Here is a 24376-nt window from a genome sequence, read left to right as displayed (position 1 = left end):
AGCAAATGTGGATTGCAGGAATAACGGTGAGTGGTTGAAAAACGGGTGTGAACGGTCTCACATCACAGTGGCGCTGCTGGCGCCACGGTGGCTAGCGCGAGCTGGTACGGGCGTAGATCTCGTAGCCCATGCGCAGCTCACGGGGGACTCCATCGCCATCGGTCATGGCGTCTACCAGCATTTTTGCCGCCTCGACGCCACTGGTGAGGTAGTAGAAGTGGACGGTTGTGAGGCTGGGGGTCATGATCTTCGAGAGCTTGGAGTCTCCTACGCCTGTCACCTGGACGTCCTCGGGGATGCGCTTGCCGTATTCGCGCAGGCAGGTCATGGCGCCAAAGGCAATGTCATCGGTGGCGCAGACAAGGGCGTCAACGTCCGGCACGGCATCAAGGATCTTCTCGGCGCAAAGGTAGCCGGAGTCCACCGAGAAGGTGGCGCTCTGCTGTGCCTTGGGGCTCACGGCAACGCCTTTGCTGGTGCAGGCGTCCATGAATGCACGGTGGCGCTCTCGCCCAGCAGCCACGTCCTTCTCGTAGACGCCAATGTAGCCTGGGGTGTGGGAGGTCTTGAGGATGGAGCGCGTGAGGTCGTAGACAGCGTGGTAATCGTCCTGGTAGACGCATGAGTGGCCATCCAGGCGCTGGCCAAGTATCACCACGGGAATGTTGAGCGAGTCCAGCGCCTTGTGATGGGCATGCGTGAACACCGTGGCAATGAGGATGATGCCGTCCACCTTATTGCGCTCGGCAAAGAGGTTGAGGTAGTCCACCTCGACCTTCTCGTCATTGTCTGTATTGGCGAGAAGCACCTGGTAGCCGTTCTGGCCAAGCACCTTGGTGATGCCCGCAACCATGCGGCTTACGGAGTGCGAGTTGATTTTGGGAATGATGACGCCCACAAGCTTAGTCTTGCCCGTGCGCAGCGTGCGCGCCTGCTGAGAAGGCACATAGCCCGTCTCGTTGATGACGCGCGAGATAAGCTCGCGCTTCTCCTTTGAGACGTAACCGTCATTGAGATAGCGCGAGACGGTCGCCCGCGAGACTCCCGCGAGCTTTGCGATCTCGTTTATGTCCACGCTCCCCGCCTTCCCTCATGCGCATGCGTTCCCCTCACGCATTATGAGAACGATACCAGATGACGAACGTGTCGGTTGGGCGAATGCGGCGAGGGGCATGGGGTAAGCTCTTGGGCGGAGTGCCGCGTCACGTGATCGGCACGGAAGGGAGCACGCCATGCTGATGGAGGATGTGCGCGAACGCATCGTCGCGTTTGGCAAAAGGATTGCCACAGAGGGCCTTGCCGTGGGGACGAGTGGAAACCTCTCCGAGTATGACCCGGTGACAGGCCTGATGGCCATCAGTCCCTCGGGGCTGGGGTACTTCGAGACCACTCCTCAGGACGTTGTGGTGCTCCGACTGGATGGCAGCGTAGTCGAGGGGAGCCGCCGGCCCTCCTCCGAGGCGCCGCTCCACGCCGAGGTCTACCGTCGCCGCCCGGTCGCCCGTGCCGTGGTACACACGCACTCGCCCTATGCAACCACGCTAGCCGCGCTTGGCGAACCCATCCGTGCGGTGCACTTCACGATTGCGGACTCGGGCGCGGAGGAGGTGCCCCTCTCGCCCTATGTCACGTTTGGCACGCCCGAGCTGGCAGCTTCGGTGGGCAAGACCTTTGGCGAGCACCCCGAGACCAACGCAGTGCTCATGGAGAATCACGGGCTTGTTGCGTGTGGCCCAAGCATGGCGGCCGCCTTTGGGCTTGCCGTTAACCTTGAGTTTGTGTCGCGCATCCAGTGGCAGGCGGAGTGCGTAGGCACGCCGCGCGTGCTTTCGGGTGAGGAGGTCACGGGCGTTTCAAAGCGCTTCGAGACCTATGGCCAGCCTGCCGGCGACAAGGCATAAAGGCTGCCGTGGCGGGATTTTTCTCCCTGGGAAATTAATCCCGCAAAAGGAGGAACGTGTGATTGACGAGATAGACAAGGGCGCTTGGCCGCTGCGCTTTGACTCCGACGGGCACTTCCGTGTGCTGCAGCTCTCGGACATCCAGGAGACGTCTCACGTGCGCGAGGACACGATGACGCTTCTTCGCGCGGCGCTCGACGAGGCCAAGCCCAACCTCGTGGTGCTTACCGGCGACCAGGTGAAGGGCTATGCGGTGGAGTTCGCTCTGGGGGAGAACGCGGAGCGAGCGCGTACGGTGGTGAGGAAGATCTGCTTGCCTATGGTCGAGCGGAACATTCCCTTTGTGGTGACCTATGGCAACCACGATCGCCAGTGCGGCATTGGAAACGATGAGCAGGAGAGCTGGTACAAGGCCATTCCCGGATGCCTCAACGGCATTGTTGCCGCACGGGAGCCCAAGCTCTACCACGGGGCCGGCACGCTTGCCGTGCCCGTGCTTTCCCACGAGGGCGAGGACGTGCGCTTGGCCGTGATGGTGGCAGACTCCGGCGCGGGCTCGGGCAGTAGCGGCTATGAGCCCTTCGACCCCGCGCTCACCAACTGGATTACGGGGTGCGCGCAGCAACTTGCAGAGCGAGTGGGCCATAAGGTGCCCTGTATCCTCTACCAGCACATTCCCCCCGTCCAGGTCTACGACTGCCTTCGTGACGCCTGCGAGGGCGAGCATGGGGTTCCGGGGTTCCGCCTTCACTACCGTCCCGGTTGCACGCTTGTGCCTATCGACGACCTTCGCGTTTCCGGAGGGCTTCGAGAGCCCGTGTGCAGTCCGGATGCGGATACCGGCGAGATTGCCGCCCTTACGCGCGAGGGGAGTACCTTCGCCGTCTACTTTGGCCACGACCACAAGAACACGCTTGTCTCCCATTACGGAAACATCGACCTTGGATACGCGCCCTCTGCCGGCTTTGGCTCCTATGGGCCCGGGACCATGCGAGCGGCGCGCCTCTTCTCGTTTGACGAGCAGAACGCGGCACTCTACACCACGCGCCTGCTCACGTATGCGGAGCTTGTGGGGTCTCGCACGGAGCGCCCGATTACCGACTGGACCTCCGAGCGCGTGCCCGTCTCGACGGAGGAGGCGCGCGAGATGGCGCGGCCTGCGCTTCCGGTGCTTGGCGCGGCGGCAATCGCGGCGTTTGCGCTCGGCGTGGCAAAGCGACAGAGAAGGGGCAGGTAAATGGCAGAGAAACCCAAAGAAGAGCCTGAAGAGAGACCTGGCGAGAAATCCGGAGAGAAACCCGACGAGAAGAAGGCCGCCGGCCGAAGTCTCACCAAGCTCAACATGAAGCGAACCGTCCTGGTGACGCTGCCCTTCATGGGAGCGCTCACGTTCTGGCAGGCCTACGACGGCCTGGTGCCGCTCATGTTCAAGAACACCTTTGACATGGGTGACACGCTCACCGGCGTCTTCATGTCGCTCGACAACGTGCTCGCACTATTCATGCTTCCTCTTATGGGTGCGCTCTCCGACCGGACGACCACGCGTTGGGGCAGGCGCACCCCATTTATTGTGGTGGGAGCGCTTCTCGCCGCAGCGCTCACCCCGCTCATTGCCGTGGCAAACTCGATGCACAATCTCCCGCTCTTTGTGACTGTGCTTGTGGCGACGCTTGTGGTGCTCTCGATCTACCGCTCTCCCTCCGTGGCGCTCATGCCCGACGTCACCCCACGCCCAGTGCGCAGCAAGGCGGACGCCTTCAACTCACTCATGGCCGCGGTGGGCGGGGTGATTGTGCTTGTCGCCATCTCGCTTCTTGTTCCGGCCGAGGAGAACCCGGACTACATACCCGTCTATCTTGTCATTTCCTTCATGCTGCTGATAACGACCATCATCTTCATGGTATTCTTCCGCGAGCCGAAGGAAGTCGAGGCGATGCATCGCGAGAGTGCCGAGCTGGGTATCCCCGAAGATGAGATCGAGGCTTCCGACGAGGGGGGCAAGGAGCGCGAGACGGACCCGGTCAAGCGGCGCTCGCTTGTCTGCGTACTTGTCTGCGTCTTCTTCTACTTCATGTCGAACAACGCCGTGACCAGCGGCATCTCGCGCTATGCAGACGTGGTGTGGGGGATGGCCGGCGGCTCCTACGCGCAGGTGCAGACCGTGGCCACGCTTGCGGCTATTGTCGCCTACATGCCCATGGCCGAGCTTTCCTGCAAGATTGGCCGAAAGGTCACCACGTACATTGGCATCGCGCTCATGGTGGTGTCCCCGCTGCTCATCTCGGGTGCCTCGGGCTTCTCGGCGATTATCTACGTGTGGGTTGCTCTCTTTGGCATTGGCATGGCGACGGTCTCGCTCACCGTGTATCCCATGATCATGGAGCTGGCGAGTGCCAACTCGACGGGGCGCTACACCGGTTTCTACTACACGGCAAGCATGTCCGCGCAGGTGGTGACGCCCATTCTCTCTGGTGCCGTCATGCAGTTTGTGGGCTACCAGTACCTCTACATCTACGTTGCCATCTGCGCTGCCATCTCAGCCGTGCCGCTGCTGTTTGTGAAGAACGCGGACTCGCTCACGATGGACGAGGTGCGCGAGCGTCAGGCCGCGGCGGAGGGGGAGAAGCGCTAGGCGGTTTCCCGCGTGCTGTTGCCGCATGAAGGGCCACCTCGGGCGTGGAATTGGCGCCCGAGAGAGGGTCTCGTATGGAATCGCGTCTGAAACCCACGCTCCGGCGTCATATTCTCGCCGGAAGAAGCGTTTCCGCAGATGCGTCGGAGAAGAACGACCCCCGGTGCCGGCCAGGCGCCGGGGGTCGTTTGCGTTCCGCGTATGTGTTCGAGAAGCTACAGCGCGCAGGACCAGCGGATGTTCTCGTCGTCCAGCTTGGTGGGGTCGAAGTCATCTTCCACGAGGCGAGGCCCGTTGAAGCGGCGGTCACGCACGACCTTCGCGGGAACTCCGGCAACCGTTACATCGTGCGGCACGTCGTGGACAACGACGGAGCCTGCGGCAACCTTGGAGTTATCGCCTATGGTGATATTGCCCAGCACGATGGCGCCGGCGCCCACCATGACGTTGTTGCCCAGCGTGGGGTGGCGCTTACCGCCGTGCTTGCCGGTCATGCCAAGGGTGACCCCCTGGTAGATAAGGCAGTCATCGCCAATGATCGACGTGGCGCCAATGACCACGCCAATACCGTGGTCAATCGAGAAGCGCCGGCCAATCTGCGCAGAGGGGAAGATGTCCGCCCCAAGCTTGCGACGCGTGCGCTTGGCAAGGAGCAGAGCAAGGCTTCTCATGCCGTGGGTGTAGAGCCAGTGGTGACGCCTATAGGCCCAAACGATATGGGTTCCGGTCGAGTAGAACACGATGTCCCAGATTGAGCTTGCCGCCGGGTCGCGTTCGAGCGCCGCATGGGCGTCCTCGCGCATGACCTCGAAGAGCGACATCTCGTCAACGGTGCGCGTGTCCTCGGCGGAGCCAGCAGTGCTGGCGACGCCAGTCGTTGCGGTGGCCATTAGAGGTCCATCGAGAGGTAGCGCTCGCCGGTATCCGGGAGGATGGCAACGATGACCTTGCCCGCGTTCTCGGGACGCTTGGCAAGCTCGACGGCGGCGGCAACGGCTGCGCCCGAGGAGATGCCAACGAGCAGGCCGTAGTCAGCAGCGAGGCGCTTCTTGGTGTCGATGGCGGTTGCGGAGGTGACGGGCACGACCTCGTCGACAACGGAGGCGTCATACGTCTTGGGGATGAAGCCCGCGCCAATGCCCTGGATCTTGTGGGAGCCGGCAGGCTTGCCCTCGAGGACCGCGGACTCTGCGGGCTCCACGGCGATGCCCTGGACGGAGGCCTTCTTCTCCTTGAGGAAGCGGGCAGTGCCGGAGATGGTGCCGCCGGTGCCAACGCCTGCCACGATGAAGTCGACCATCCCCTCGGTGTCTGCCCAAACCTCGGGGCCGGTGGTCTCGTAGTGGGCCTGCGGGTTTGCGGGGTTCACAAACTGGCCGGCAACGATGGCGCCCGGGGTCTCCTGGCGAAGCTCCTCTGCCTTGGCGACGGCGCCCTTCATGCCATCCTTGCCCGGCGTGAGGACAATCTGCGCACCGTAGGACGCGGCGAGCTTACGACGCTCGATTGACATGGTCTCGGGCATGACGAGGATCATCTTGTAGCCTCTCGCGGCCGCGAGCATGGCAAGGCCAACGCCGGTGTTGCCCGACGTGGGCTCGATCACGGTGCCGCCAGGCTTGAGGCTGCCATCCTTCTCAGCTGCGTCGAGCATCGCGCGCGCGATGCGGTCCTTCACGGAGCCGCCGGGGTTGGTAGCCTCGTACTTGCCGTAGATGGTTGCTGCGCCATCTGCGAGTTCCGAAAGGTCTACCAGGGGGGTTGAGCCAATAAGGGCCTCGATCTTCCTTGCTGCCTTCATCTTTCTACTCCTTGTGCGTCTGGTGACGAGGCAAGTCGGCTGCCCCCACTGGGGCTCCTCCGCCGGACAACTCGTCAGGAACAAGGGTGACACTTATAAACCCACTCCACAAGTAGGAATTAATGAATGGAAATAAATCCCATTCCAACGGTGGGATATTGCTGAATCCATACCACCGATTGGTATCTTCTGCGAGATACCCACAATATGTCGTTATGCATGAGACAAAGGTGAGACAAAGGGATACTCCCTTTGTCTCATGGCCGCATGCGGAGAAAACCATGCCGCCCACGTGAGGTATGACGAATTCGTTACGCGGAGAGGGGTAGGGGATGAGTAATTTGGAACTATAGGCACAGGGCCATGGGTTCTCGGCCGGGAGTGGCAATCTTTGTGAGGGATGCCATGAACTCGGGGTACCCCATTAGAACGGGGGAGTGTCAGAGGCGAGGAAGCGCTGGTGCGTCGCGTAGACGCTCCAACGATCGTGCGAGCGCTCGCGCATCTGCCGCGCGGCGCCGTCGAGTCCGCGCAAGCGCACAGACGCGGCCTCACCCTCGTGAGGACACGTCCGCATTTGCGGTCCAGCATGCTGTTGCGGCGAGAAACGCGCGTGTGCACGAGACGCCCATCCCACAGCTTCCGTCGTACACGGCACATCACTCGCGAGGGAGGTCGCTGGCGGCGCTTCCCGTAGTGGCGGCGGCGCTCCTCATTGTTGCAATTGTGCTCGCGGTGGCCGCGTAGCGGAGGCAACGTTAGTAGAGCGGCAGGCTCCCAGTGATGGGGTCGATCTTCTCGGCCGGAAGCGGCTCGAAGGCCAGACAGGTGAGCGTTGCCTCGCCATGGAACTCGGTGAGACCGGCATCGCGCACGAGAGCCACGGCAAAGCCCTGCTCCCGGCCCTTCTCTGCAATGTCGAGCAACGCGTCCTCCGAGTCTACGTACACGCAGACCTTTGCCACGCCGGAGTCGAACCAGTCCGAGAGCGCGGTGGAGTCTGCCTCGGGGTGGTCGAGGTAGACCCATGTGGGCGTTCCGTCTGGTGCCGTGCGAACACGCACCTGGTCAAGACGCCCTTCGCGCGCAAGCGCCATGAGCGTTGCCTCCACGCAGGCGTGCCCTGCCTGGGCAGCGATCTTGCCCTTGCGCATCTTGAGGTCGCGCCTCATGACGATCATCTGCTTGGACTTGTAGCCTGCCATGTCATTCCTCACTGCTGGGACGATACGTAGCTGTTGTCGACGGTGATTTTGCAGATTGCCTGCGGATACTTGGACGTGACGATCTTTGATATGGCGGCGCGGAGCTCGTCGTTGGTCATCGCCAGGTCGTGCGGGCGCACGCAGTCAAAGATTACGTTGGTGTGGGTGGGGCCGGGCACGGTGCGCAGGTCGTGAATCGTGAGGCGCGGGTCTATCTCCTTGATGTGAATCGAGATCCAGTGGCGCATGTCGGAAACCCGGGGGTCGTTTGTCACGATGGGGTCGTAGTGGAGGGTCATGACCAGGCCTTCCTTAAGAAAGTCTTGCTCGATGTTGTCGAGGAGGTCGTGGGAGGCAAAGACGTCGCCCTCGCCGGCCATCTCCACGTGCGCGCTTGCAAACTGCCGGCCGGGGCCGTAGTCATGCACCATGAGGTCGTGGGTTCCCAAGACGCCGGGATAGCTCATGATCTTGTCGTGGATGTGCTGGATGAGCGCAGGGTCCGGCGTACGGCCAAGGAGCGGGTCGATGGCGTCGCGCACAAGGGAGAAGCCGCTCCAGCAGATGAATGCTCCCACCACGGTGCCTGCGATGCCATCGAGGTCAAAGCCCGTGAAGTACGAGACAATGGCAGCGGCGAGAACGGCACCAGAGGTAATGACGTCGTTTCTCGAGTCAATGGCCGTGGCCTCGAGCGTCTCGGACGAGATGCGCTTGCCCATCGAGCCGTTGAAGAACGCCATCCATGACTTGACGGCCATCGAGAGCACGAGAACCACGACAACTGCCGGCCCAAACTCCGTTGGCTCCGGCGAGATGATCTTCTGGACCGACGTGATGACCAGGTTGATGCCCACAGCAAGTACCAGTGCGGCAACGGTGAGCGAGGCCAGGTACTCAAAGCGACCGTGACCATAGGGGTGCTCGTCGTCGGCGGGCTTGCTTGCAAGCTTGAAGCCGAGAAGCGCGACTATGTTGCTGGAGGCATCGGACAGGTTGTTTACGGCGTCTGCAATGATTGAGACGGAGCCCGCAATAAAGCCCACGATTCCCTTTGCTATGCAGAGAACCACATTGCATATGATGCAGACGATGCCGGCAAACTGCCCATAACGCGTTCTACCTGCTGGTTCTGTCGTGCTCACGCCAGATAGGAACGTACGTACAAGCCAATCGGTCATCGTTGCCATCTCCCCTCATTGAGCAATATCCAAGCACTGCCACCCGTTGCTGTGATTTGGGCAATTGGGCATGAGTCTAGCCCTTTTCCGTGAGCGGGGCGAAGGACCCCCCAAGCGTCACGATTCGACCGTATGCGAATCTGTCACATTTCTGACGGCCAATGGCCTCAGGCGTTCTATCTGCAGGTTAGAGGCTGATTTTCGAGACTTGCGCTCGCCGAATGACGCTTGTCGCAGCACCATGAGTCCAATATGCGTACGTGTGTTCGTATATCATCGGGCCACGAATTCTCATTGGGGGGAGGATGCAATGGACGCTGCGTTTGTAGTGGGTGCCCCACTGGCGATGGCGTGCCTGCTCGGCTCCTGCCTCGTGGGCGGAGCGGGATGTGCTATGGCTCGGCGCGAATTTGTCGGATGGCCGGTGTGGACACGAATTATTGCAAGTCTTTGCGGTGCGCTTGCGGGCTTCTGCGTGAGTGCAACTGCAACGAGCTGGTGGGAGTTTGCAGAGCTTACGGCCTTAGTGGCGGTGCTTCTCGCCAGCAGTGTAACTGATTTAGCCCGGCGCATCATACCCAATAGCTTGGTAGCCGTAGCCATCATGGCACGCTGCGTGTATCTCTGGTTGAAGGCCACGTTTCCAGGTACCGGAAGCATGTGGTCTAGTGATGCTCTGGAAGAGTTGGAGATATCCCTTCTTGGCGGGGCGACGGTGCTGTTTGTTCTCGTAGCTACGCGCGCTCTATGGATACGAGTGAGGGGCAGCCCTCGGCAGAGTCTTGGCGGCGGCGATGCCAAGCTCCTTTCGGCATGCGGGGTGTACCTGGGACCGATTGGGGGAATGGCATGCGTTGCCCTCTCGTGCTTGCTTGCCCTTGCATGCTGCCTTGGCGCCTGGGCAATCGGGCAAATATGCGGGGTGAGAGGGCCGTTTCCAAAGGCGTTTCCACTTGCTCCACTCGTGTTGGCTTCAATAGTCATTCTGACCGCCTACCGAGCATTTTGACCGTTCGCACCTTGTGCTCATTCCAATTTGTTTCATAAAAAGTTTTTTGGTGTTGGGAGGGCTGCGGTAGTCGTACCATAAGTGAGCCACTGGCGGTCCCCCAACACCCGCCGGCGGTTCGGCTGGGACCTGCGGCCCCGTGTCGCCCCCTGTCGAATGGTCTTGCCCTTCGAGTGCGCGGCCTCGCGCCCCGGTCGTCTCCCCCTACGTCGGGGTGCTTGACGGCCGCAATGTCGGTGCGCTTGCATCGCGTTACACTCGTGGGGCAAGGCCTGTATGTAGTTCGGCACGTGCCGATTGGGGGACCGTGTGATAAAACTCATCCTTTCTGACCTTGATAACACCCTTGCGTGGGCCGGCGAGCACATCGTCACACCGCATGCTCGTGCTGCCATCCACGCCGCACAGGCTGCGGGCGTGCACTTTGCCCCCGCCACGGGAAGGGCCCCCTCGGCGCTCGGTTGGATGTTCGACGACGATGAGGCCTGCCTTGCAACCGTTTTGGCTGACAACGGCCAGCTCATCTATGTTGATGGCAAACTCGTTCACGAGGTTCCACTCGATCTTGAGGTGCTTCGTCGTTGTGCGAGAACGCTTGACGGAATGGATGACGCATGGCTTGTTGTTGACTACGTCGATACGGGCGAACAGTACGCGGTTGGGGCTCCCGTCGACTATCTCGAGAAGCATAGGGTGCCGTACTTCTTTGCGGTGACGGGCAGCGTCGATGAGGTGCCCGACCGTCCAACCGTCAAGGCGAACGTTCGTGTTGTGGGCGACTTTGAGCGCGGACATGAGGTGCGCGCTGCCCTTAAGGATGCCTGCCCCGAGTTCGACTTCGTCTTTCCCATGCAAGAGCGTCCACACATTGACATCCTGCCTGCGGGTTGGGACAAGGGGGTGGCGGGGGAGTGGCTGGCGCGCAACCTTGGCATCACGAATGACGAGGTCTGCTGCTTTGGCGATGCCGAGAATGACCTCCCCCTTTTCACGCGTTTCAAGAACTCCGTGGCGGTTGCCAATGCCACGCCGGTTGCCGCCAAGGCGGCCCATTGGCACATTGGACGAGCGGATGAGGATGCGGTGGCAGATGCCATTCTCGACATTGCCCGGTCTACCCAGGCGGGCAAGATGCCTTTGTTCATGCGTGACTAAGGGCGGCGCACGCCTGTGCCCAACGTCTCTCGGTAGCCATCTCGTAAACCAGTCATGGCTCGTCGCTGGTCAGGGCTACCATGTGTTGTTACAAGTTCGGGGCCATTTCTGTGCGATTGGGGAGTCATGAGGGTTACCGACAAGCTTGCGGCTGGGCAGACGCTCTCATTCGAGATTTTTCCGCCCAAGGGAGAGATGCCGCTTGAAGAAGCGTATCGAGTAGCTTCCCAGATTGCGGAGAACAAGCCGGACTGGATTTCTGTGACGTACTCTGCGGGTGGCTCAGGCAACTCGGCAAACACCGTTCCCATAGCTGCCAGGATTGAGGGCGACCTTGGGGTCACTGCGCTTGCGCATCTTACCTGCATGGGCGCAACCGCTAGCGATGTTGATTCCTACGTGGACAGCCTTCGCGCGGCAGGCATCCAGAATGCGCTCGCGCTTCGAGGCGATCGCAGGCCGGGCGCAGACGTGGTCGATTTCGCGCATGCCTCCGATCTTATCGCCCACCTGCGCAAGACCGCGCCCTCACTGTGCATTGGTGCTGCTTGCTATCCCGAGGGCCATGTTGAATCTGCCTCACTTGACGAGTCCATGCGCGCTTTGCGCATCAAGCAGGAAGCGGGCGCGGACTTCCTGGTATCCCAGCTTTTCTTCGACAACGACGACTTCTACCGTTTCCGCGAGCAGTGCCTGCGCTATCGGATCAAGCTCCCCGTTGTTGCCGGCATCATGCCCTTCACGAGCGTCAAGCAGATCCAGCGCATGGCGTTTAACTGCGGCGCGTCCATCCCCGCCAAGGTCGTGAAGCGCCTTGTCCGCGCGGGTGACGACCCTGCCGCCCAGGCCCATGCGGGTATCGAGTATGCGTGCGAGCAGATCTGTGACCTTGCTGAGAACGGCGTTGACGGTATCCACATCTACAGCATGAACCACCCGGAGATTGCCCGCGCCACTCACGACGCCCTTGCCGCCATGGGCTACCTGGGGTAGTCCCATGGTCGAGTCGTATGCCATAGACTCCATCGACCGCTCCGAGGTCCTGCGCTACATGGGCTATGCCGGCCAGAGCATGACGCCGGAGCTAGAGGGACGCATCGACGCCAGTATGGAGTGCTGCCTTTCCATCGGCGTGCCGCGCGGCGTCTGGCGTATCTTCGATGTGGACGGGCGCAGTGCGAAGGAGGACGGCACGCCGTTCGTGCGGCTAGCCGGCACGTCATTGGAGCTTCTCGGCGCCTCCATGCAAAAGCACATGGACGGTGCCGTTGCGGTTGGCGTTATGGCAGTGACCGTTGGCATGGGGGTCGAACGCGAGCTGCGTCGTCTCTCGCTTACCGACCGTGTGGGGCAGGTTGTCTTTGACGCTGCGGCCACAACGCTTGTCGAACGCACTGCCGATGCCTGCGAAGCGTCCATCGTTGCGGCGGGCCACGAGCGCGGTCTCTTTGCCAACTTCCGCTTTAGCCCCGGCTACGGTGACATGCCCATGACAACCCAGACCGTTCTTCTGCAGACGCTCGACGCCCAGCGTCAGCTGGGCATCACCCTCACGGACACCATGCTCATGGTGCCAACCAAGAGCGTGACCGCCGTAGTGGGCCTCTTCGAGACCATCCAGCCCTCAACGCACGCAACCTGTGCGGGCTGTCCCTGCTTTGACTTCTGCATCATCCGGCCAACAGGCCACACCTGCCGCGGATAGCGGCGAGAGGAGCTGATCATGAGCGCCAAAAGTCCCGCACAGGGAGATTCGCGCTGGCCAAAGGATCGCCTTGTTCCCCGCTCGCGTCGCGTGCGCGACGAGCACCTCGCGGCCGTGCTGCGTGGCGAGGAGTTCCTGCTCTTCGATGGAGCCATGGGAACGCAGCTGCAGGCGCGCGGCCTTGCCGCCGGCGAGTTGCCAGAGTTGCTCTGCCTCACCAACCCCACCGAGATTCGCGAGGTGCATGCCGCCTACGTTGCCGCCGGTGCCGAGGTCGTGACCACCAACACCTTTGGCGCCAATGCCGCAAAGTTGGGCGATGCAGCAAGCGTCGAGAAGGTCTTCTCGGCGGCTGTTGCCTGCGCGCGCGATGCAGGCGCCCGCTACGTGGCTGCTGATCTTGGTCCTACGGGACAGCTCCTCAAGCCCATGGGGCCGCTTCCCTTCGACGATGCGTACGACCTCTTTGCCGAGCAGGTCCGTGCCGCCGACGCCGCTGGTGCAGACCTCTTTGTGATCGAGACCATGGCAGACCTCGCCGAGGCGAAGGCGGCGCTGCTCGCCGTGCGCGAGAACTCCGACCTTCCGGCATTTGTGACGATGACCTTTGGGGAGGACGGCCGCACCTTCCTAGGAACCACGCCGGAGGCTGCTGCAATTACGCTTTCCTCCCTTGGGGCAGATGCCGTGGGCATCAATTGTGGTCTTGGCCCTGCGGCGGTGGCGCCGCTGGTCAAGCGCATGCTTCCTTGGGCGTCATGTCCCGTGATGGCTCAGGCTAACGCTGGCCTCCCGCACGTGGTCGACGGTGTGACCACCTACGACGTGGGGCCTGAGGAGTATGCTGCCGCCGTCGCAGACATGCTGGATGCGGGCGTCACCGTGATTGGCGGCTGCTGCGGCACCACACCCGAGCACATATCCCGCGAGCGTGAGCTCCTTACGGGCCGCATGCCTGCTGCGCGTCACATGCACGACAGCTTTGCGGTCTCAAGCGCCCAAGAGATCTGCTCGCTTGACTACGGTCAGGTGGGTGTCATTGGCGAGCGCATTAATCCCACGGGCAAGCGCCTGATGAAGGAGGCCTTGCGCTCGGGCGATCACGACTACGTGATGAACATGGCCATCGAACAGGGTCGCGCTGGTGCGCAGATACTCGACGTGAACGCCGGCCTTCCCGAGATAGACGAGCGCGCCGTGATGTGCCAGCTCGTTTCTGAGCTTCAAGGCGTGAGCACGCTGCCCCTGCAGATTGACGCAGCAGACCCGGCAGTCATCGAGGCAGCCGTGCGCAGCTATCCCGGAAAGGCGCTGGTCAACTCCACCAACGGCAAGGCGCAGACCATGGCCGACGTGCTGCCTATCGTGAAGCACTATGGCTGCGCAGTGGTGGGTCTTACGCTCGACGAGGATGGCATCCCCGCTACGGCGGAGGGACGTCTCGCGGTTGCTCGCAAGATTGTCCGCGAGTGCGAGCAGCTGGGCATCCCTCGTCACGACGTGGTCATCGACTGTCTCACCATGGCCGCCTCGACCGACCAGACCCAGCCCAAGGCCATTCTTGACGCCATACGCCTGGTCAAACAGGAGCTGCCTGGTGTGCGTACCGTGCTTGGCGTGAGCAACGTCAGCTTTGGCCTGCCCTTCAGGCCGCTTGTGAACGGGACCTTCCTTGCTGCGGCCTTCTCCGCGGGCCTTGACCTGGCCATTATCAACCCCTGCCTCACCCGCATGATGGACGTGGTCGACTCCTGGCGTGTGCTTTCCGGCGAAGACGAGAGTGCCCAGTACTTTGTGGCCAACTACGCCGAGAGGAGCGACCGCGTCCCGGCGCCAGCATTGCCCGTTGAGAAGGCCGCCGCATCCTCAGCCGCCGCTTCTGCAGTGACCCCTGCGACGCCCGCCGAGCCCGCAGACCCCGCTGCACGCGCTCGCGAGCTTGTGCTTGCTGGTCGCAAGGGTCCCATGCCAGAGGTGGTCGCCCAGGTTATCGCCGAACACGACCCCATGTATGCCATCAGCGAGGTTCTCATTCCCGCGCTTGACGTGGTGGGCGAGCGCTTCGAGAAGGGCGTCTTCTTCCTGCCGCAGCTCATGGCCTCTGCTGAGGCCGCCAAGGCAGGCTTCGAAACCATCAAGGCCGCCGTGGACGCCAGCGGGCAGGGCGACAACGTGCCCGAGAAGGGTTCTATCGTGGTGTGCACCGTCCACGGGGACATCCACGACATCGGCAAGAACATCGTGCGCATGCTGCTTGAGAACTACGGCTACAACGTGATTGACCTCGGACGAGACGTGCCGCCTCAGGTGGTCGTGGACGCCGTGGTCAAAGACCACGTGCTGCTCTGTGGTCTCTCTGCTCTTATGACGGCAACCGTGCCCGCCATGGCCGAGACCATCGAGCTTCTCCGCAAAGAGGCCCCCTGGTGCAAGGTCGTGGTTGGCGGAGCTGTGCTCAACCCCGAGTATGCAGAGATGGTCGGCGCCGACTTCTACGCGAAGGACGCCACGGAGACGGCCCGCATCGCTTCAGAGGTGCTGGGGTAGGGCACCGACGCAGTCTCGGGGGCGTCCTTGATACACATTCGTCGTCCGAATGTGTATCAACCTGCACGCGTCACACATTCGGTGCCGATTGTGTGACGCGTGCGGTGATTTTCCAGGTTAAAGAGCGCGCCGAGAAGAACGTGACACGTGACAATGCGCGTTCTTACATCACGCGGCGCACGGCGTCGTGCCAGCCGGCCACGAGCTTGTCCACGCGCTGGGGGTCCATCTGGCGGCGGAACACGTCGTCCGTCTCGCGCAGGGCCTTAAGCTCATCGATGCCGCTCCAGTAGCCGGTTGCAAGTCCTGCGAGAAACGCCGCGCCCAGCGATGTGGTCTCGGTGTTCTGCGGCCTTCTCAGCTCGCACCCCAGGACATCTGCCTGGAACTGCATGAGGAAGCTGTTGGCGCTGGCGCCGCCGTCCACGTTGAGCACGCCCAGCGGGTGCCCCGCGTCCTTTGCCATGGCGTCGGCAAGGTCATAGATCTGATACGCAAGTGCCTCGAGCGCCGCGCGGGCAATGTGGTTGCGCGTGGTTCCGCGCGTAATGCCGAGAATGGCTCCGCGGGCGTCTGGCTTCCACCAGGGTGCACCCAGGCCCGTGAACGCCGGCACAATGTAGACGCCGCCTGTGTCCTCGACGCTCTTTGCCATCCACTCGGTATCGGCGGCATTCTGGACAATGCCCAGTTGGTCGCGAAGCCATTGGATGAGGGCGCCCGCCACAAAGACCGAGCCCTCGAGTGCGTATTCCGTCCCCTCTACCTCGGGCGCGGAGGCAACGATGGTTGTGACCAGGTTGCTCTTGCTGAGGCGCGCCTCGTGTCCGGTGTGCATGAGCATGAAGCAGCCGGTGCCGTAGGTGTTTTTGGCCTGCCCCGGCTCGAAGCAGCACTGACCAAACAATGCCGCCTGCTGGTCGCCTGCCACGCCGGTGATGGGGATGCCTGCGGGCACGCCGGGGTAGCTCGTCTCGCCAAACGAACCGCTCGAGCGCCGAACCTCGGGCATCATGGACAGCGGAATCCCAAAGAGGTTGAGAAGCTCCTTGTCCCAGCAGTTCTCGTGGATGTTATAGAGCATCGTGCGGCTGGCGTTGGTGACGTCGGTCGCGTGCACCAGGCCTCCGGTGAGCACCCACACAAGCCAGGTGTCAACGGTGCCAAAGAGCAGCTCGCCTGCCTCGGCACGCTCGCGGGCACTGGGCACGTTGTCGAGGATCCAGCGAATCTTGCTTGCCGAGAAGTACGCATCGGGGAGAAGCCCCGTCTTCTCTTGGATCATCTGACGCGCCTCAGGCGTGCCGCAGAGCTGCTCCACAAGGTCTGCCGTGCGGCGGCATTGCCAGACGATGGCGTTGTAGACGGGCTGCCCGGTAGTGGGATCCCACACGATGGTTGTCTCGCGCTGGTTGTCAATGCCAATGGAGTCGATGTCCTCGGCAGTGAGGCCGCGCTTTGCGAGAAGCTCCGTCAGCGAGCCAAGCTGCGAGTAGAGAATGTCCTGCGGGTTGTGCTCCACCCAGCCCGGCTTGGGGAAGATCTGCTGGAAGGGCCGCTGCACGCAGTCGACCATGCGTCCCGCGCGGTTGATGAGCACGGCGCGGCTTGAGGTAGTGCCCTGGTCGAGCGCGATGACGTACTTCTCGGTTGCCATGGCTAGACCTCCTTGGCAGCGGCGGCTTCCTGTGCGGGAGCCTTGGCAATATGCTTCTCGACCCATGCCAGCACGTCTGCAAAGACCTGCTCGTGGTCTGTCTCGTTCAAAATCTCATGCCGCATGTGGGAATAGATCTTCACCGTGACGTCTGTGGACCCGGCGCCGCGGGCAAGTGCCGCGGCCTTCTCGACGCCCTTTCCATTGTTGCCAACTGGGTCTTCGGCGCCGCCAATGTAGAGCAATGGCAAGTCGTGAGGAACGCTTGCGGCGCACGCTGGGGAGTTGACCTCGGAGGTGAGAACCGCGACCTCGTGGTAGGCACCCACGGAGAACATGAAGCCGCAAGATGGGTCTGCAATGTAGTCATCAACGTTCTTGCGGTTGTACGAGAGCCAGTCCAGGTTGGTCCGGGCATTGGGAATGGCCTTCCCATAGCCGCCGGCCCCCATGGAGTCAACGAAGGAGGAGTGGTACTCGGCACCCTTGAAGAACGACTCGAACCACGTAATTGTGAGTGCCGCCTTTGATGTTGCCGCAGGGAGAAAGCCGGTACCGCAGATGATGGCGCCAGCCAGCCCCTCTCCGTGGTGCGCGATGTAGGAACGCACCTCAAAGCTGCCCATGCTGTGGCCAAAGACAACATAGGGGGTTCCCTCTGCCACGCGCTTCTGCGCCATGCCACGCAGGATGTCGATGTCTTCCACAAGAACCTTGGCACCGCTGCCAACTGGCAGCTCGCCCCAGTGCTCGGGCGAGCAGGAGCGCCCGTGCCCAATCTGGTCATGGCCAACAACGAGAAAGCCGTGAGAAGCCAGGAAGCGCGCGAAGGCGTCATAGCGGTCGATGTGCTCGGCCATGCCATGCACGAGCTGCACTACGCCGCGAGGAGCAGGCTTCTCAACAGCGTCAGATGGTGCCATGCCGGCAGGCCACCAGGCACACGCGCTGATGGTTGACGTGCCGTCCGTCGAGGGGAACGTAAAGCGCTCAAAGGTGACCTCAGTTGACATACTGCCCCTTCCTCCGCTGTAGCTGAGCAAACATTATTGTTTGCTGTCACAAGGGATGCGGGCAGATGTCCGCGGCCGCACGATATGAGGCTGCGTGTGGGGTGGCATGGCCGGCGAGCGGTTATCACTGGGCGCCTAGCGATGCTACCCTGGGCACGTCAGCGAAGCAAGCGCCCCTACGCGTGCGACTGCTCCTCAAGGGCAAGGTCCTGTGCCTCCAGCTCCTCGGCCTTTCTCGTTGCCAGGCGCGTCGCAAAGAAGATCGCACACACGCCTCCCGCGAGCTTGCCCAGAAGCACGGGCACGATGAGCGTGGGCTGGAAGTTTGCGGTGAACGAGAGATGGTCGCCAAAGAGGAAGGCGCAGCAGACGCTAAAGGAAATCACGATGACCTTGTCGTGCGCCTTGAGGTCCTTGACCATGGCGAGTGCGGCCAGTACGTTTGCGGAGGCGGCAAGAAGTCCTGCCGTGGCATCTGAGCTCAGGCCCACCGCGCGGCCAATCTTCGAGAGGGGCTTGGCTAGGTAGGTCTTGATGAGCCACACCATGGGGAAGGCGCCGCAGAGCATCATGCCAATGGCGCCGGAGACCTCCAGGGCGCGGAACTGATCCTGCTCGTCTGCAATGATGGGGTCAAAGCCAAAGGACCCAAAGATGGTGGAGAAGAGTCCCGTGAAGTACTCGATGACCACCACCACGAAGACGACCTTGAGCACGCTGTCGAGTGCACGTCCAAAGACGATGAAGCCGCGAATCATGGCATCGGGCTTGGTAGCAAGGCCCACAGCCAGCGCCACGCAGATGATGATTAGCGGCACCAGGTTGTGGGCAATCTGGGACCACGTGAGCGCCAGCTGGTAGGTGGCCGCGGCGTTGGTGGAGACCGTCTCGCGGATCACGGGGTTTGCAAGTGCGATGATGGTGCTCGCCACAAGGACGCCAATGGGGATGGCGAGAAGCCCACTCATGACGCCAAGGGCCAGGTACTTGCGGTCCTTGACCTCGAGCATCTTGAGCGCCACGGGGACGGTGAAGACGATCGTCGCGCCGGCCATGTAACCGGTCATCATGGCCATGATCCAGCTCTCGCGCGTCTGTGCGAGTGCGTCTGCCAGCTGGTAGCCACCCATGTCAACGGCAATGAAGGTCGTGGCCGCCATGGCGGGGTCTGCGCCCAGCGCACCAAAGAGCGGCCCAAAGACCGTGGAGACAAAGGCCGTGAGGTAGGGGGCAGACGCCATGATGCCCGCCACCGGCAGGAAGATGGGGCCAATGGAGTCTATGCCCGCGACAAACTCCTTGCCCAGCTCGCTTTCGGGCCGAACGATTGATGCGATGCACCCTGCCGCCGCGCAGCCCATGATGATGAAGACGACGACCCTGCCAAAGACTTCCATGTTGCCCCTTACGTCGCGAGTGCGCACGCCTGTCCCGCCGCACCCTGTGGGTGCTGGGCGGGTCGCATGCAACAGCGTTTTTTGTTGCCCTCTAGATTTCGTGCACCAACTGCACCGCACGCCTACCGTACTCGGAGGCATAGCGGTGCCAGAGGTCCTGCCAGTCTCCTACGGGGTCCCCGCACTGGTCCTTGTAGAGCGCCCAGACAAACCAGTACCAGGCGGCAAACGCAACGTAGGAGATGCAGTGGAAGAGCTCTTCGCTGGTGGGTTCGCGCTGGAAGTACTTGCTAAGCACCGCGATGGCCTCCTCGTAACTGTAGTCGCTGCAGCAGATGAAGGTCCCCAGGTCACTGGCATAGTCTGACATGCCCGCATATTCCCAGTCGATGAGCGAAATGTCCGAGCCCCTTACAAGGAAGTTGGGGTCGTAGAAGTCGTTGTGGCAGAGCACCGGTGCTCCCGAGGTGGCGCGAACGCGTCCCTCAAGGCCCTCGATGCGGGTGCGGATGCGCTCGAAGTCGTCGTAGCGTGCCTTCTCGTCATTGTTGAGAAGCTCGAGGATGCCCGCCGTGTTCTTGAAGATGTCAAAGCTCCACTTGGACGTGACGCCGCTGGAGTGAAGCTCGCGGGCCATCTCCATGGCGCGCGCTACGTGAGCGGTGTTGTGATAGTCAAAGGGCTTGCACCCTTCGACAAAGTGCGAGATCTTCCAGCCTTGCTGAGGGTTCTCGTAGATGAAGGTGCGGTCTAGTCCAAGCTTTGCGGCAATGCCCTGGGCAAAGGCCTCTCCCTCACGGCTGATGATCTTCTCGGTGCCAGCGCCCGGCCTGCGGTAGACGTAGGGTTTGCCGGCGGCAACAAAGCGGAAGGAGTCGTTGGTAAGTCCCTCGTCGATGGGCGAGAACTCCGTAACGTCCTGTGGTGCGCATCCAAGCGTGGAGCAAATGTTGCTAAGCGTCTCTGGATCGATGGACTGGACGTTAGCCGCAATGGTGGCTTGTGGCATACCTGTCTCCTCGCTCGCCTTAGAAGGCGATTGTTTGGTAAATGTTCAGTGCGTATAAAGATAACGTAAGAACCGAACAACATCATGTGAGAACAGAACGTCACACCTTCGACAAACCATTTCATTGAGATGGGCTAATGGCGATTCTTAAACAATGCCGAGACAAACTTCTTGCTGATTGATGCGCGGGGCGTCTCTCCGGTCCTAATGCCCGCCGCCGGACCTCCATGGCACCAGATGGCCACGGCTACAAGCACTGCGCCAGCGATTGCATGAAGCATGTCTCCGCTGACAAGCTCAATCGCCAGCCATGCTGCGGGAATCACAAGGGCTCCCAGGCAGAGATAGCCGCCAAAGAGCACTACGAGTAGACCCGCTATGGCGGCGGCGCCGCCTGCGATAGGCGTCATGAGGATGATTCCAGAGCAGGTTGTGGCAACCCCCTTTCCGCCGCGAAAGCGGTGCCAAGCGGGAAAAACGTGCCCAAGTGTGGTTCCCACCGCCGCGGCCGTGCCCGCGACGTTGGCAACGTCTGGGAAGAGTGCACGCGCCAGCACAAATGCGAGGATGGTCTTGGCTATGTCGCCTGCAAGCGTGACGGCGGCCCACGTGGTGCCATAGGTGGCGCCCATGTTTGCCATGCCAGGGTTGCCAAGCCCCACCTCGAAGGCGCTCTTGCCGCTCACGTGCTTACTTACCAGCTCCGCCGTGAGGAAAGACCCACAGACGTAGCCTATGGCAAGCGAGCCAGCCACTGCAGTCCCCACGCTCGGCATCACGGTCAAGCCTCCTCAGTTACGTCACAAAGGTATCGATGAAGTGAAGAGATTCTTGAGGCTTCCCAGTTAGGGTACCCTACTACGAGGCGTTTGCCTGGGAAAGCGATGGAAGGGGTGCGCCACATGTTCGACGGCGTCATCTTCGACATGGATGGCCTGATGGTTGACACCGAGCCAGTCTGGATGGAGTGCTGGGAGCCGGCGCTGGCCCATTTTGGCTATGCGGTTCCTCCTGGGCTTGCTGACGCAGTGCGCGGATCGGCCGGCGACACCGCTTCTCGCATTCTTCACGAGATGGTTAGCCCCCAGCTCGACACAAGGGCATTCTGGGACTACTTCTCGTCTCTTGCCGAGAAGATTTTCTCCCAAGGCGTCGAGAAGAAGCCAGGCCTTGACGAGCTCCTGGCATATCTGGGGGAGAGAGGCGTTCCCTGCGCCGTGGCGTCATCCTCGTCCAAGAAGGGCATAGAGCGCAACCTGCGCTTTATTGGTGACCTTGACTGCTTCCAGGCAATAGTCCCCTCGAGCGAAGTCGCTCATGCCAAGCCCGCGCCTGACATCTTCCTCGAGGCGGCGCGACGCCTTGGCACCAAGCCCTCTCGTACGATGGTTCTCGAGGACTCCTTCAATGGGGTTCGCGCGGGGGCCACAGGTGGCTTCTTCACGGTGATGGTTCCAGACCTCGCTCAGCCCAATGACGAGATTCGTTCCGTTGCCTCGCGTGTGTGCTCGAGCCTCCTCGAGGTGCGCGACCTTCTCGCCCAAGGGGAAATGGGTTAGTCAAAGGGGCCGGCGGCCCGTTTCTTCAGCGCCAATATCTGCTGTCTTTTAGTGGGAGGTTTCTCTCATGGCTGGTTTTCACTGTTCCGAGTGCATGTACGGCTCCTTTTCTATAAATGAGGATACCGGGAAGTACCAAGGCTCTTGCAGTCGCGGCTTTACGCTGGCGGTTCCGCATGTGTACAAGGAGCCCGATATGTTTTTTGCAAACACCCCTGATGAGCTGGTGCCCGTTATCGATCCGTACGGGAATGAGTACCTTCGCCAGACCAACGTATGCAACCACTTCTTGCGCCCCCAAGATGCCCGGCCATACGGCGAATAAGTAAGCCAAGGGGAAGTTTCTTGAATTTCTATCAAATACTTCACTTCTAATGTGTATCGAATAACGTATTGTGTTCATAATGCACTGCAGGTAAGAGCTAGTGCTGAGGGGGCATTAGCAGAGTTTAGCCACATCTCAAGAGGGAGAAAAGGCGGTAGCCAAATGTCGAGAAAGGCCCAGACCGACAGTGGCGAGACTAAGAGGAGCCTCGTTGCGTCAGCCACGGAGGAGTTTGCTGAGTACGGGTACGAGGGAGCCTCGCTACGCCAGATTTGCTCAAAGGCTGGCGTGACGACCGGTGCTCTCTACTTCTTCTTCGATAGCAAGGAAGACCTGTTCAAGAGCGTTGTCTCTCCCTTGATGACCGAGTTTCCCTCCATTCTTGCCACGTGGATCGAGCACGATCTCTCTGTGATCTGTGACGGCAAGGGTGAGCCTACGAATGTCGAGCAGCTTCCCGACGGCCTTGCAGAACTTCTCGAGCAGTATCCGCTGGTTCCCAAGATTGTCATGAGCAACCGCGATAACCCCGTAATCAAGGGGTATCTCGATGCCAAGGTAGACGAGATTGCCCAGAGCATCGCGAGCCGTGCCGAGCGCAAGGACGGCCACACCTCCGACGGCTTCTCCCCACGCCTTCTTGCTACCATGTGTGCGGACGCGTTCATCGAGGTCCTCGCCAACGACGATGACCTTGACGTCATTGCACGCCACCTTTCCGAGGTGTCGGCGTTTGTGCGCGGTGGCCTGGAGGCCACGCTCAAAAAGTAAGGCGAAAAGCCAAGCGAGGCGAGAGGAGATGGCACGGTGGTAAGTCAGCTCCTCTCGCTTTCCGTGACCATGCTTGTGGCGGCGCTTGCTCCGTTTGTGGCAAGCCTCGTACCTGGCAGGGCCATTCCCGAGGTTGTCTTTCTCGTCTTTGCCGGAGCCCTTCTTGGCCCCTATGGGGCAGATGTCATCCGGACGAGTGGAGGCGCCCTCTCCCTTGTCTCTGAGCTGGGCATGGCATTTCTCTTCCTGATGGCTGGCTATGAGATAAAGCCCTCCGAGTTGGTTGGCCCTATGGGACGCCATGCCTCCATCTGCTGGGGCATCTCGCTTGTAGCGGCCATTGCGCTTGTGAGTCTCACGGGCTTTAGCCGCTTTACCGGTATGGCGGGTATCGCTTTTGCCATCATGCTTACCACCACGGCCTACGGCACCCTAGCACCCATCATGCGCGCTCGCGACCTCACCAACACGCGCGTTGGCCGCGCTGTCACGGCATATGGCGCCACCGGCGAGGTACTGCCGGTCATTGCGGTGGCGTTGCTTCTCTCCACGAGGTCTCTGCTCGTTACGGTGATTGTCCTTGTGGTGTTTCTCCTGGTCTGCGTACGCATTGCGCATCTCTCCACGTCCACGGCGCGCATCGGTGCGCGCTTTCGTGACTTTGTAAGGTCGAGCGCGGGTGCCAGCACCCAGACGCCTCTTCGGCTGGTTGTGCTGCTTCTCGTGTTTCTGCTCTTCCTTGCCGAGGCGGCCGGCTTTGACTCGGTGCTGGGTGCCTTTGCAGCCGGCTTTGTGTTGCGCGTCTTTTTCCCAGATGGCAGCGAGGACCTGGAGACGCGCCTTGAAGCCATTGGCAACGGGTTTCTCATCCCGGCGTTCTTTGTGATCTCTGGTGCAGGCATCGACCTTTCTGCTGCCGTTGCCGACCCTGGCCTGCTTTTCCTCTTCATTGGGCTGCTTGTCGCCGTGCGTGGGGTCTCGGTTGCGATATCGCTTCACGTGAACCCCGAGACGCGTGAGATGGAGCCGCAGGAACGCTTTGTGACAACAGCATACTGTGTGATGGCGCTGCCACTTGTGGTTGCAATCACCCAGCTTGTGGTGGATGCGGGTGCCATGACCAGCCAGGATGCCTCGGTCCTTGTGACTGCCGGTGCCGTGACGGTGCTGGTGGTGCCCGTTCTCACCTCGCTTGTTCGCGTGACTGCGCCGGCGCATCCCGTGCATGCCTTAAGCAGCATTGTCTCGGGCGAGGAGAGCGCAAACGAGGCGTTGGAGCGGCAGCGACGAGCCATGCAGACCTCGCGCAGGCGCTTTGAGGCGGCTCGCGCCCGTCGCAGGCGCGAGCTTGGCAGGACCCTCTCGTCTGCTGAGTACATTGCCCGCCATGGGGGAGACGAGCCTGGCGACGGCCCCTCCGGCAACAGTGATTCGTGATTGTCTCAGTTAACTTCAAAAATTAAATATGTCAGATTTTTGCAGCATCTGCCCTGAGGGATTCGGCTGCCC

The 24376-nt window shown here is 61.4% G+C and carries 21 protein-coding genes; 11 read left to right on the top strand and 10 right to left on the bottom strand.

Features of this window, described 5'->3' with window-relative positions; genetic code table 11:
* Positions 1-91 precede the first annotated feature (91 nt).
* Positions 92-1075 carry a LacI family DNA-binding transcriptional regulator gene (locus BT122_RS01460; RefSeq protein ID WP_072354299.1) on the bottom strand — a complete coding sequence of 328 codons (984 nt, stop codon included), beginning with the start codon at positions 1073-1075 and terminating at the stop codon, positions 92-94.
* A gap of 157 nt (positions 1076-1232) precedes the next feature.
* Between BT122_RS01460 and BT122_RS01455 the strand changes: the two genes are divergently transcribed.
* Genes BT122_RS01455 through BT122_RS01445 form a run of 3 tightly spaced genes read left to right on the top strand, consistent with a single transcriptional unit; the run spans position 1233 to position 4533 of the window.
* The gene (locus tag BT122_RS01455) at positions 1233-1901 is read left to right on the top strand and encodes a class II aldolase/adducin family protein (RefSeq protein WP_072354298.1); all 669 of its coding nucleotides are present in this window, start codon (positions 1233-1235) and stop codon (positions 1899-1901) included.
* A 58-nt stretch (positions 1902-1959) separates the two neighbouring features.
* Positions 1960-3138: a metallophosphoesterase gene (locus BT122_RS01450; RefSeq protein ID WP_072354297.1), complete on the top strand. Its 1179-nt coding sequence runs from the start codon at positions 1960-1962 to the stop codon at positions 3136-3138.
* Complete coding sequence (locus tag BT122_RS01445; protein WP_083432248.1) at positions 3139-4533, top strand: MFS transporter; 1395 nt, start codon at positions 3139-3141, stop codon at positions 4531-4533.
* A 215-nt stretch (positions 4534-4748) separates the two neighbouring features.
* On the opposite strand, the gene epsC is transcribed toward BT122_RS01445, so the two are convergent.
* From epsC to BT122_RS01425, 4 genes are all read right to left on the bottom strand, one after another.
* Positions 4749-5423, bottom strand: a complete 675-nt coding sequence (epsC, locus tag BT122_RS01440) for a serine O-acetyltransferase EpsC (RefSeq protein WP_072354296.1) — start codon at positions 5421-5423, stop codon at positions 4749-4751.
* The gene (gene cysK, locus BT122_RS01435; RefSeq protein WP_072354295.1) at positions 5423-6334 is read right to left on the bottom strand and encodes a cysteine synthase A; all 912 of its coding nucleotides are present in this window, start codon (positions 6332-6334) and stop codon (positions 5423-5425) included. Before cysK ends, epsC begins: the two co-directional genes overlap by 1 nt.
* A gap of 758 nt (positions 6335-7092) precedes the next feature.
* Positions 7093-7539 (bottom strand): aminoacyl-tRNA hydrolase, encoded by a 447-nt coding sequence (pth2, locus tag BT122_RS01430; RefSeq protein WP_072354294.1) that lies wholly within the window; start codon positions 7537-7539, stop codon positions 7093-7095.
* 8 nt (positions 7540-7547) lie between these two features.
* Positions 7548-8720 (bottom strand): cation diffusion facilitator family transporter, encoded by a 1173-nt coding sequence (locus BT122_RS01425; RefSeq protein WP_072354293.1) that lies wholly within the window; start codon positions 8718-8720, stop codon positions 7548-7550.
* 70 nt (positions 8721-8790) lie between these two features.
* Between BT122_RS01425 and BT122_RS11210 the strand changes: the two genes are divergently transcribed.
* The 5 genes from BT122_RS11210 (at position 8791) to BT122_RS01400 (ending at position 15136) form a co-directional block, all read left to right on the top strand.
* On the top strand, positions 8791-9729 hold the full coding sequence (locus tag BT122_RS11210) for a prepilin peptidase (protein ID WP_083432247.1): 939 nt from the start codon (positions 8791-8793) through the stop codon (positions 9727-9729).
* Between the two features lie 309 nt (positions 9730-10038).
* Positions 10039-10884 carry an HAD-IIB family hydrolase gene (locus BT122_RS01415; protein WP_072354291.1) on the top strand — a complete coding sequence of 282 codons (846 nt, stop codon included), beginning with the start codon at positions 10039-10041 and terminating at the stop codon, positions 10882-10884.
* A 126-nt stretch (positions 10885-11010) separates the two neighbouring features.
* On the top strand, positions 11011-11877 hold the full coding sequence (locus BT122_RS01410; RefSeq protein ID WP_072354290.1) for a methylenetetrahydrofolate reductase: 867 nt from the start codon (positions 11011-11013) through the stop codon (positions 11875-11877).
* 4 nt (positions 11878-11881) lie between these two features.
* Positions 11882-12589, top strand: a complete 708-nt coding sequence (locus BT122_RS01405; protein ID WP_072354289.1) for a vitamin B12 dependent-methionine synthase activation domain-containing protein — start codon at positions 11882-11884, stop codon at positions 12587-12589.
* 18 nt (positions 12590-12607) lie between these two features.
* Positions 12608-15136 (top strand): homocysteine S-methyltransferase family protein, encoded by a 2529-nt coding sequence (locus BT122_RS01400; protein ID WP_072354288.1) that lies wholly within the window; start codon positions 12608-12610, stop codon positions 15134-15136.
* A 163-nt stretch (positions 15137-15299) separates the two neighbouring features.
* On the opposite strand, the gene glpK is transcribed toward BT122_RS01400, so the two are convergent.
* The 5 genes from glpK to BT122_RS01375 all read right to left on the bottom strand — a co-directional run bounded on the left by glpK (position 15300) and on the right by BT122_RS01375 (position 20988).
* Positions 15300-16793: a glycerol kinase GlpK gene (gene glpK, locus BT122_RS01395; protein WP_072354287.1), complete on the bottom strand. Its 1494-nt coding sequence runs from the start codon at positions 16791-16793 to the stop codon at positions 15300-15302.
* Between the two features lie 2 nt (positions 16794-16795).
* Entirely contained in the window at positions 16796-17806 is a 1011-nt protein-coding gene (locus BT122_RS01390; protein ID WP_072354286.1) for an alpha/beta fold hydrolase, read from the bottom strand.
* A 176-nt stretch (positions 17807-17982) separates the two neighbouring features.
* A complete protein-coding gene (gene eutH, locus BT122_RS01385; RefSeq protein ID WP_072354285.1) occupies positions 17983-19203 on the bottom strand; it encodes an ethanolamine utilization protein EutH in 1221 nt (406 codons plus the stop codon).
* Between the two features lie 91 nt (positions 19204-19294).
* On the bottom strand, positions 19295-20212 hold the full coding sequence (locus tag BT122_RS01380) for a choline/ethanolamine kinase family protein (protein WP_072354284.1): 918 nt from the start codon (positions 20210-20212) through the stop codon (positions 19295-19297).
* 134 nt (positions 20213-20346) lie between these two features.
* Positions 20347-20988 (bottom strand): glycerol-3-phosphate acyltransferase, encoded by a 642-nt coding sequence (locus BT122_RS01375; protein ID WP_072354283.1) that lies wholly within the window; start codon positions 20986-20988, stop codon positions 20347-20349.
* 126 nt (positions 20989-21114) lie between these two features.
* Here BT122_RS01375 and BT122_RS01370 point away from each other — a divergent pair, with 126 nt between their 5' ends.
* The 3 genes from BT122_RS01370 to BT122_RS01355 all read left to right on the top strand — a co-directional run bounded on the left by BT122_RS01370 (position 21115) and on the right by BT122_RS01355 (position 24304).
* Positions 21115-21771 carry an HAD family hydrolase gene (locus BT122_RS01370; protein WP_072354282.1) on the top strand — a complete coding sequence of 219 codons (657 nt, stop codon included), beginning with the start codon at positions 21115-21117 and terminating at the stop codon, positions 21769-21771.
* A 487-nt stretch (positions 21772-22258) separates the two neighbouring features.
* Positions 22259-22867, top strand: a complete 609-nt coding sequence (locus tag BT122_RS01360; protein WP_059053290.1) for a TetR/AcrR family transcriptional regulator — start codon at positions 22259-22261, stop codon at positions 22865-22867.
* Positions 22868-22903: 36 nt separating this feature from the next.
* Positions 22904-24304 (top strand): cation:proton antiporter, encoded by a 1401-nt coding sequence (locus BT122_RS01355; RefSeq protein ID WP_072354281.1) that lies wholly within the window; start codon positions 22904-22906, stop codon positions 24302-24304.
* The last annotated feature ends 72 nt before the right edge of the window (positions 24305-24376 follow it).

It is taken from the genome of Olsenella sp. kh2p3 (assembly GCA_900119625.1).
In the GTDB taxonomy this organism is placed as follows: domain Bacteria; phylum Actinomycetota; class Coriobacteriia; order Coriobacteriales; family Atopobiaceae; genus Tractidigestivibacter.
The sequence above is the reverse complement of the archived record's forward strand: the minus strand, read 5'-3'. Positions and strand labels throughout refer to the sequence as shown.

Bases quoted from the DNA above. Each gene is read 5' to 3' on its own strand.
- BT122_RS01455 (WP_072354298.1), top strand. From the start codon at position 1,233: ATGCTGATGGAGGATGTGCGCGAACGCATCGTCGCGTTTGGCAAAAGG.
- BT122_RS01445 (WP_083432248.1), top strand. From the start codon at position 3,139: ATGGCAGAGAAACCCAAAGAAGAGCCTGAAGAGAGACCTGGCGAGAAA.
- epsC (WP_072354296.1), bottom strand. From the start codon at position 5,423: ATGGCCACCGCAACGACTGGCGTCGCCAGCACTGCTGGCTCCGCCGAG.
- cysK (WP_072354295.1), bottom strand. From the start codon at position 6,334: ATGAAGGCAGCAAGGAAGATCGAGGCCCTTATTGGCTCAACCCCCCTG.
- pth2 (WP_072354294.1), bottom strand. From the start codon at position 7,539: ATGGCAGGCTACAAGTCCAAGCAGATGATCGTCATGAGGCGCGACCTC.
- BT122_RS01425 (WP_072354293.1), bottom strand. From the start codon at position 8,720: ATGACCGATTGGCTTGTACGTACGTTCCTATCTGGCGTGAGCACGACA.
- BT122_RS11210 (WP_083432247.1), top strand. From the start codon at position 8,791: ATGAGTCTAGCCCTTTTCCGTGAGCGGGGCGAAGGACCCCCCAAGCGT.
- BT122_RS01410 (WP_072354290.1), top strand. From the start codon at position 11,011: ATGAGGGTTACCGACAAGCTTGCGGCTGGGCAGACGCTCTCATTCGAG.
- BT122_RS01405 (WP_072354289.1), top strand. From the start codon at position 11,882: ATGGTCGAGTCGTATGCCATAGACTCCATCGACCGCTCCGAGGTCCTG.
- BT122_RS01400 (WP_072354288.1), top strand. From the start codon at position 12,608: ATGAGCGCCAAAAGTCCCGCACAGGGAGATTCGCGCTGGCCAAAGGAT.
- glpK (WP_072354287.1), bottom strand. From the start codon at position 16,793: ATGGCAACCGAGAAGTACGTCATCGCGCTCGACCAGGGCACTACCTCA.
- BT122_RS01390 (WP_072354286.1), bottom strand. From the start codon at position 17,806: ATGTCAACTGAGGTCACCTTTGAGCGCTTTACGTTCCCCTCGACGGAC.
- eutH (WP_072354285.1), bottom strand. From the start codon at position 19,203: ATGGAAGTCTTTGGCAGGGTCGTCGTCTTCATCATCATGGGCTGCGCG.
- BT122_RS01380 (WP_072354284.1), bottom strand. From the start codon at position 20,212: ATGCCACAAGCCACCATTGCGGCTAACGTCCAGTCCATCGATCCAGAG.
- BT122_RS01375 (WP_072354283.1), bottom strand. From the start codon at position 20,988: ATGCCGAGCGTGGGGACTGCAGTGGCTGGCTCGCTTGCCATAGGCTAC.
- BT122_RS01370 (WP_072354282.1), top strand. From the start codon at position 21,115: ATGTTCGACGGCGTCATCTTCGACATGGATGGCCTGATGGTTGACACC.
- BT122_RS01360 (WP_059053290.1), top strand. From the start codon at position 22,259: ATGTCGAGAAAGGCCCAGACCGACAGTGGCGAGACTAAGAGGAGCCTC.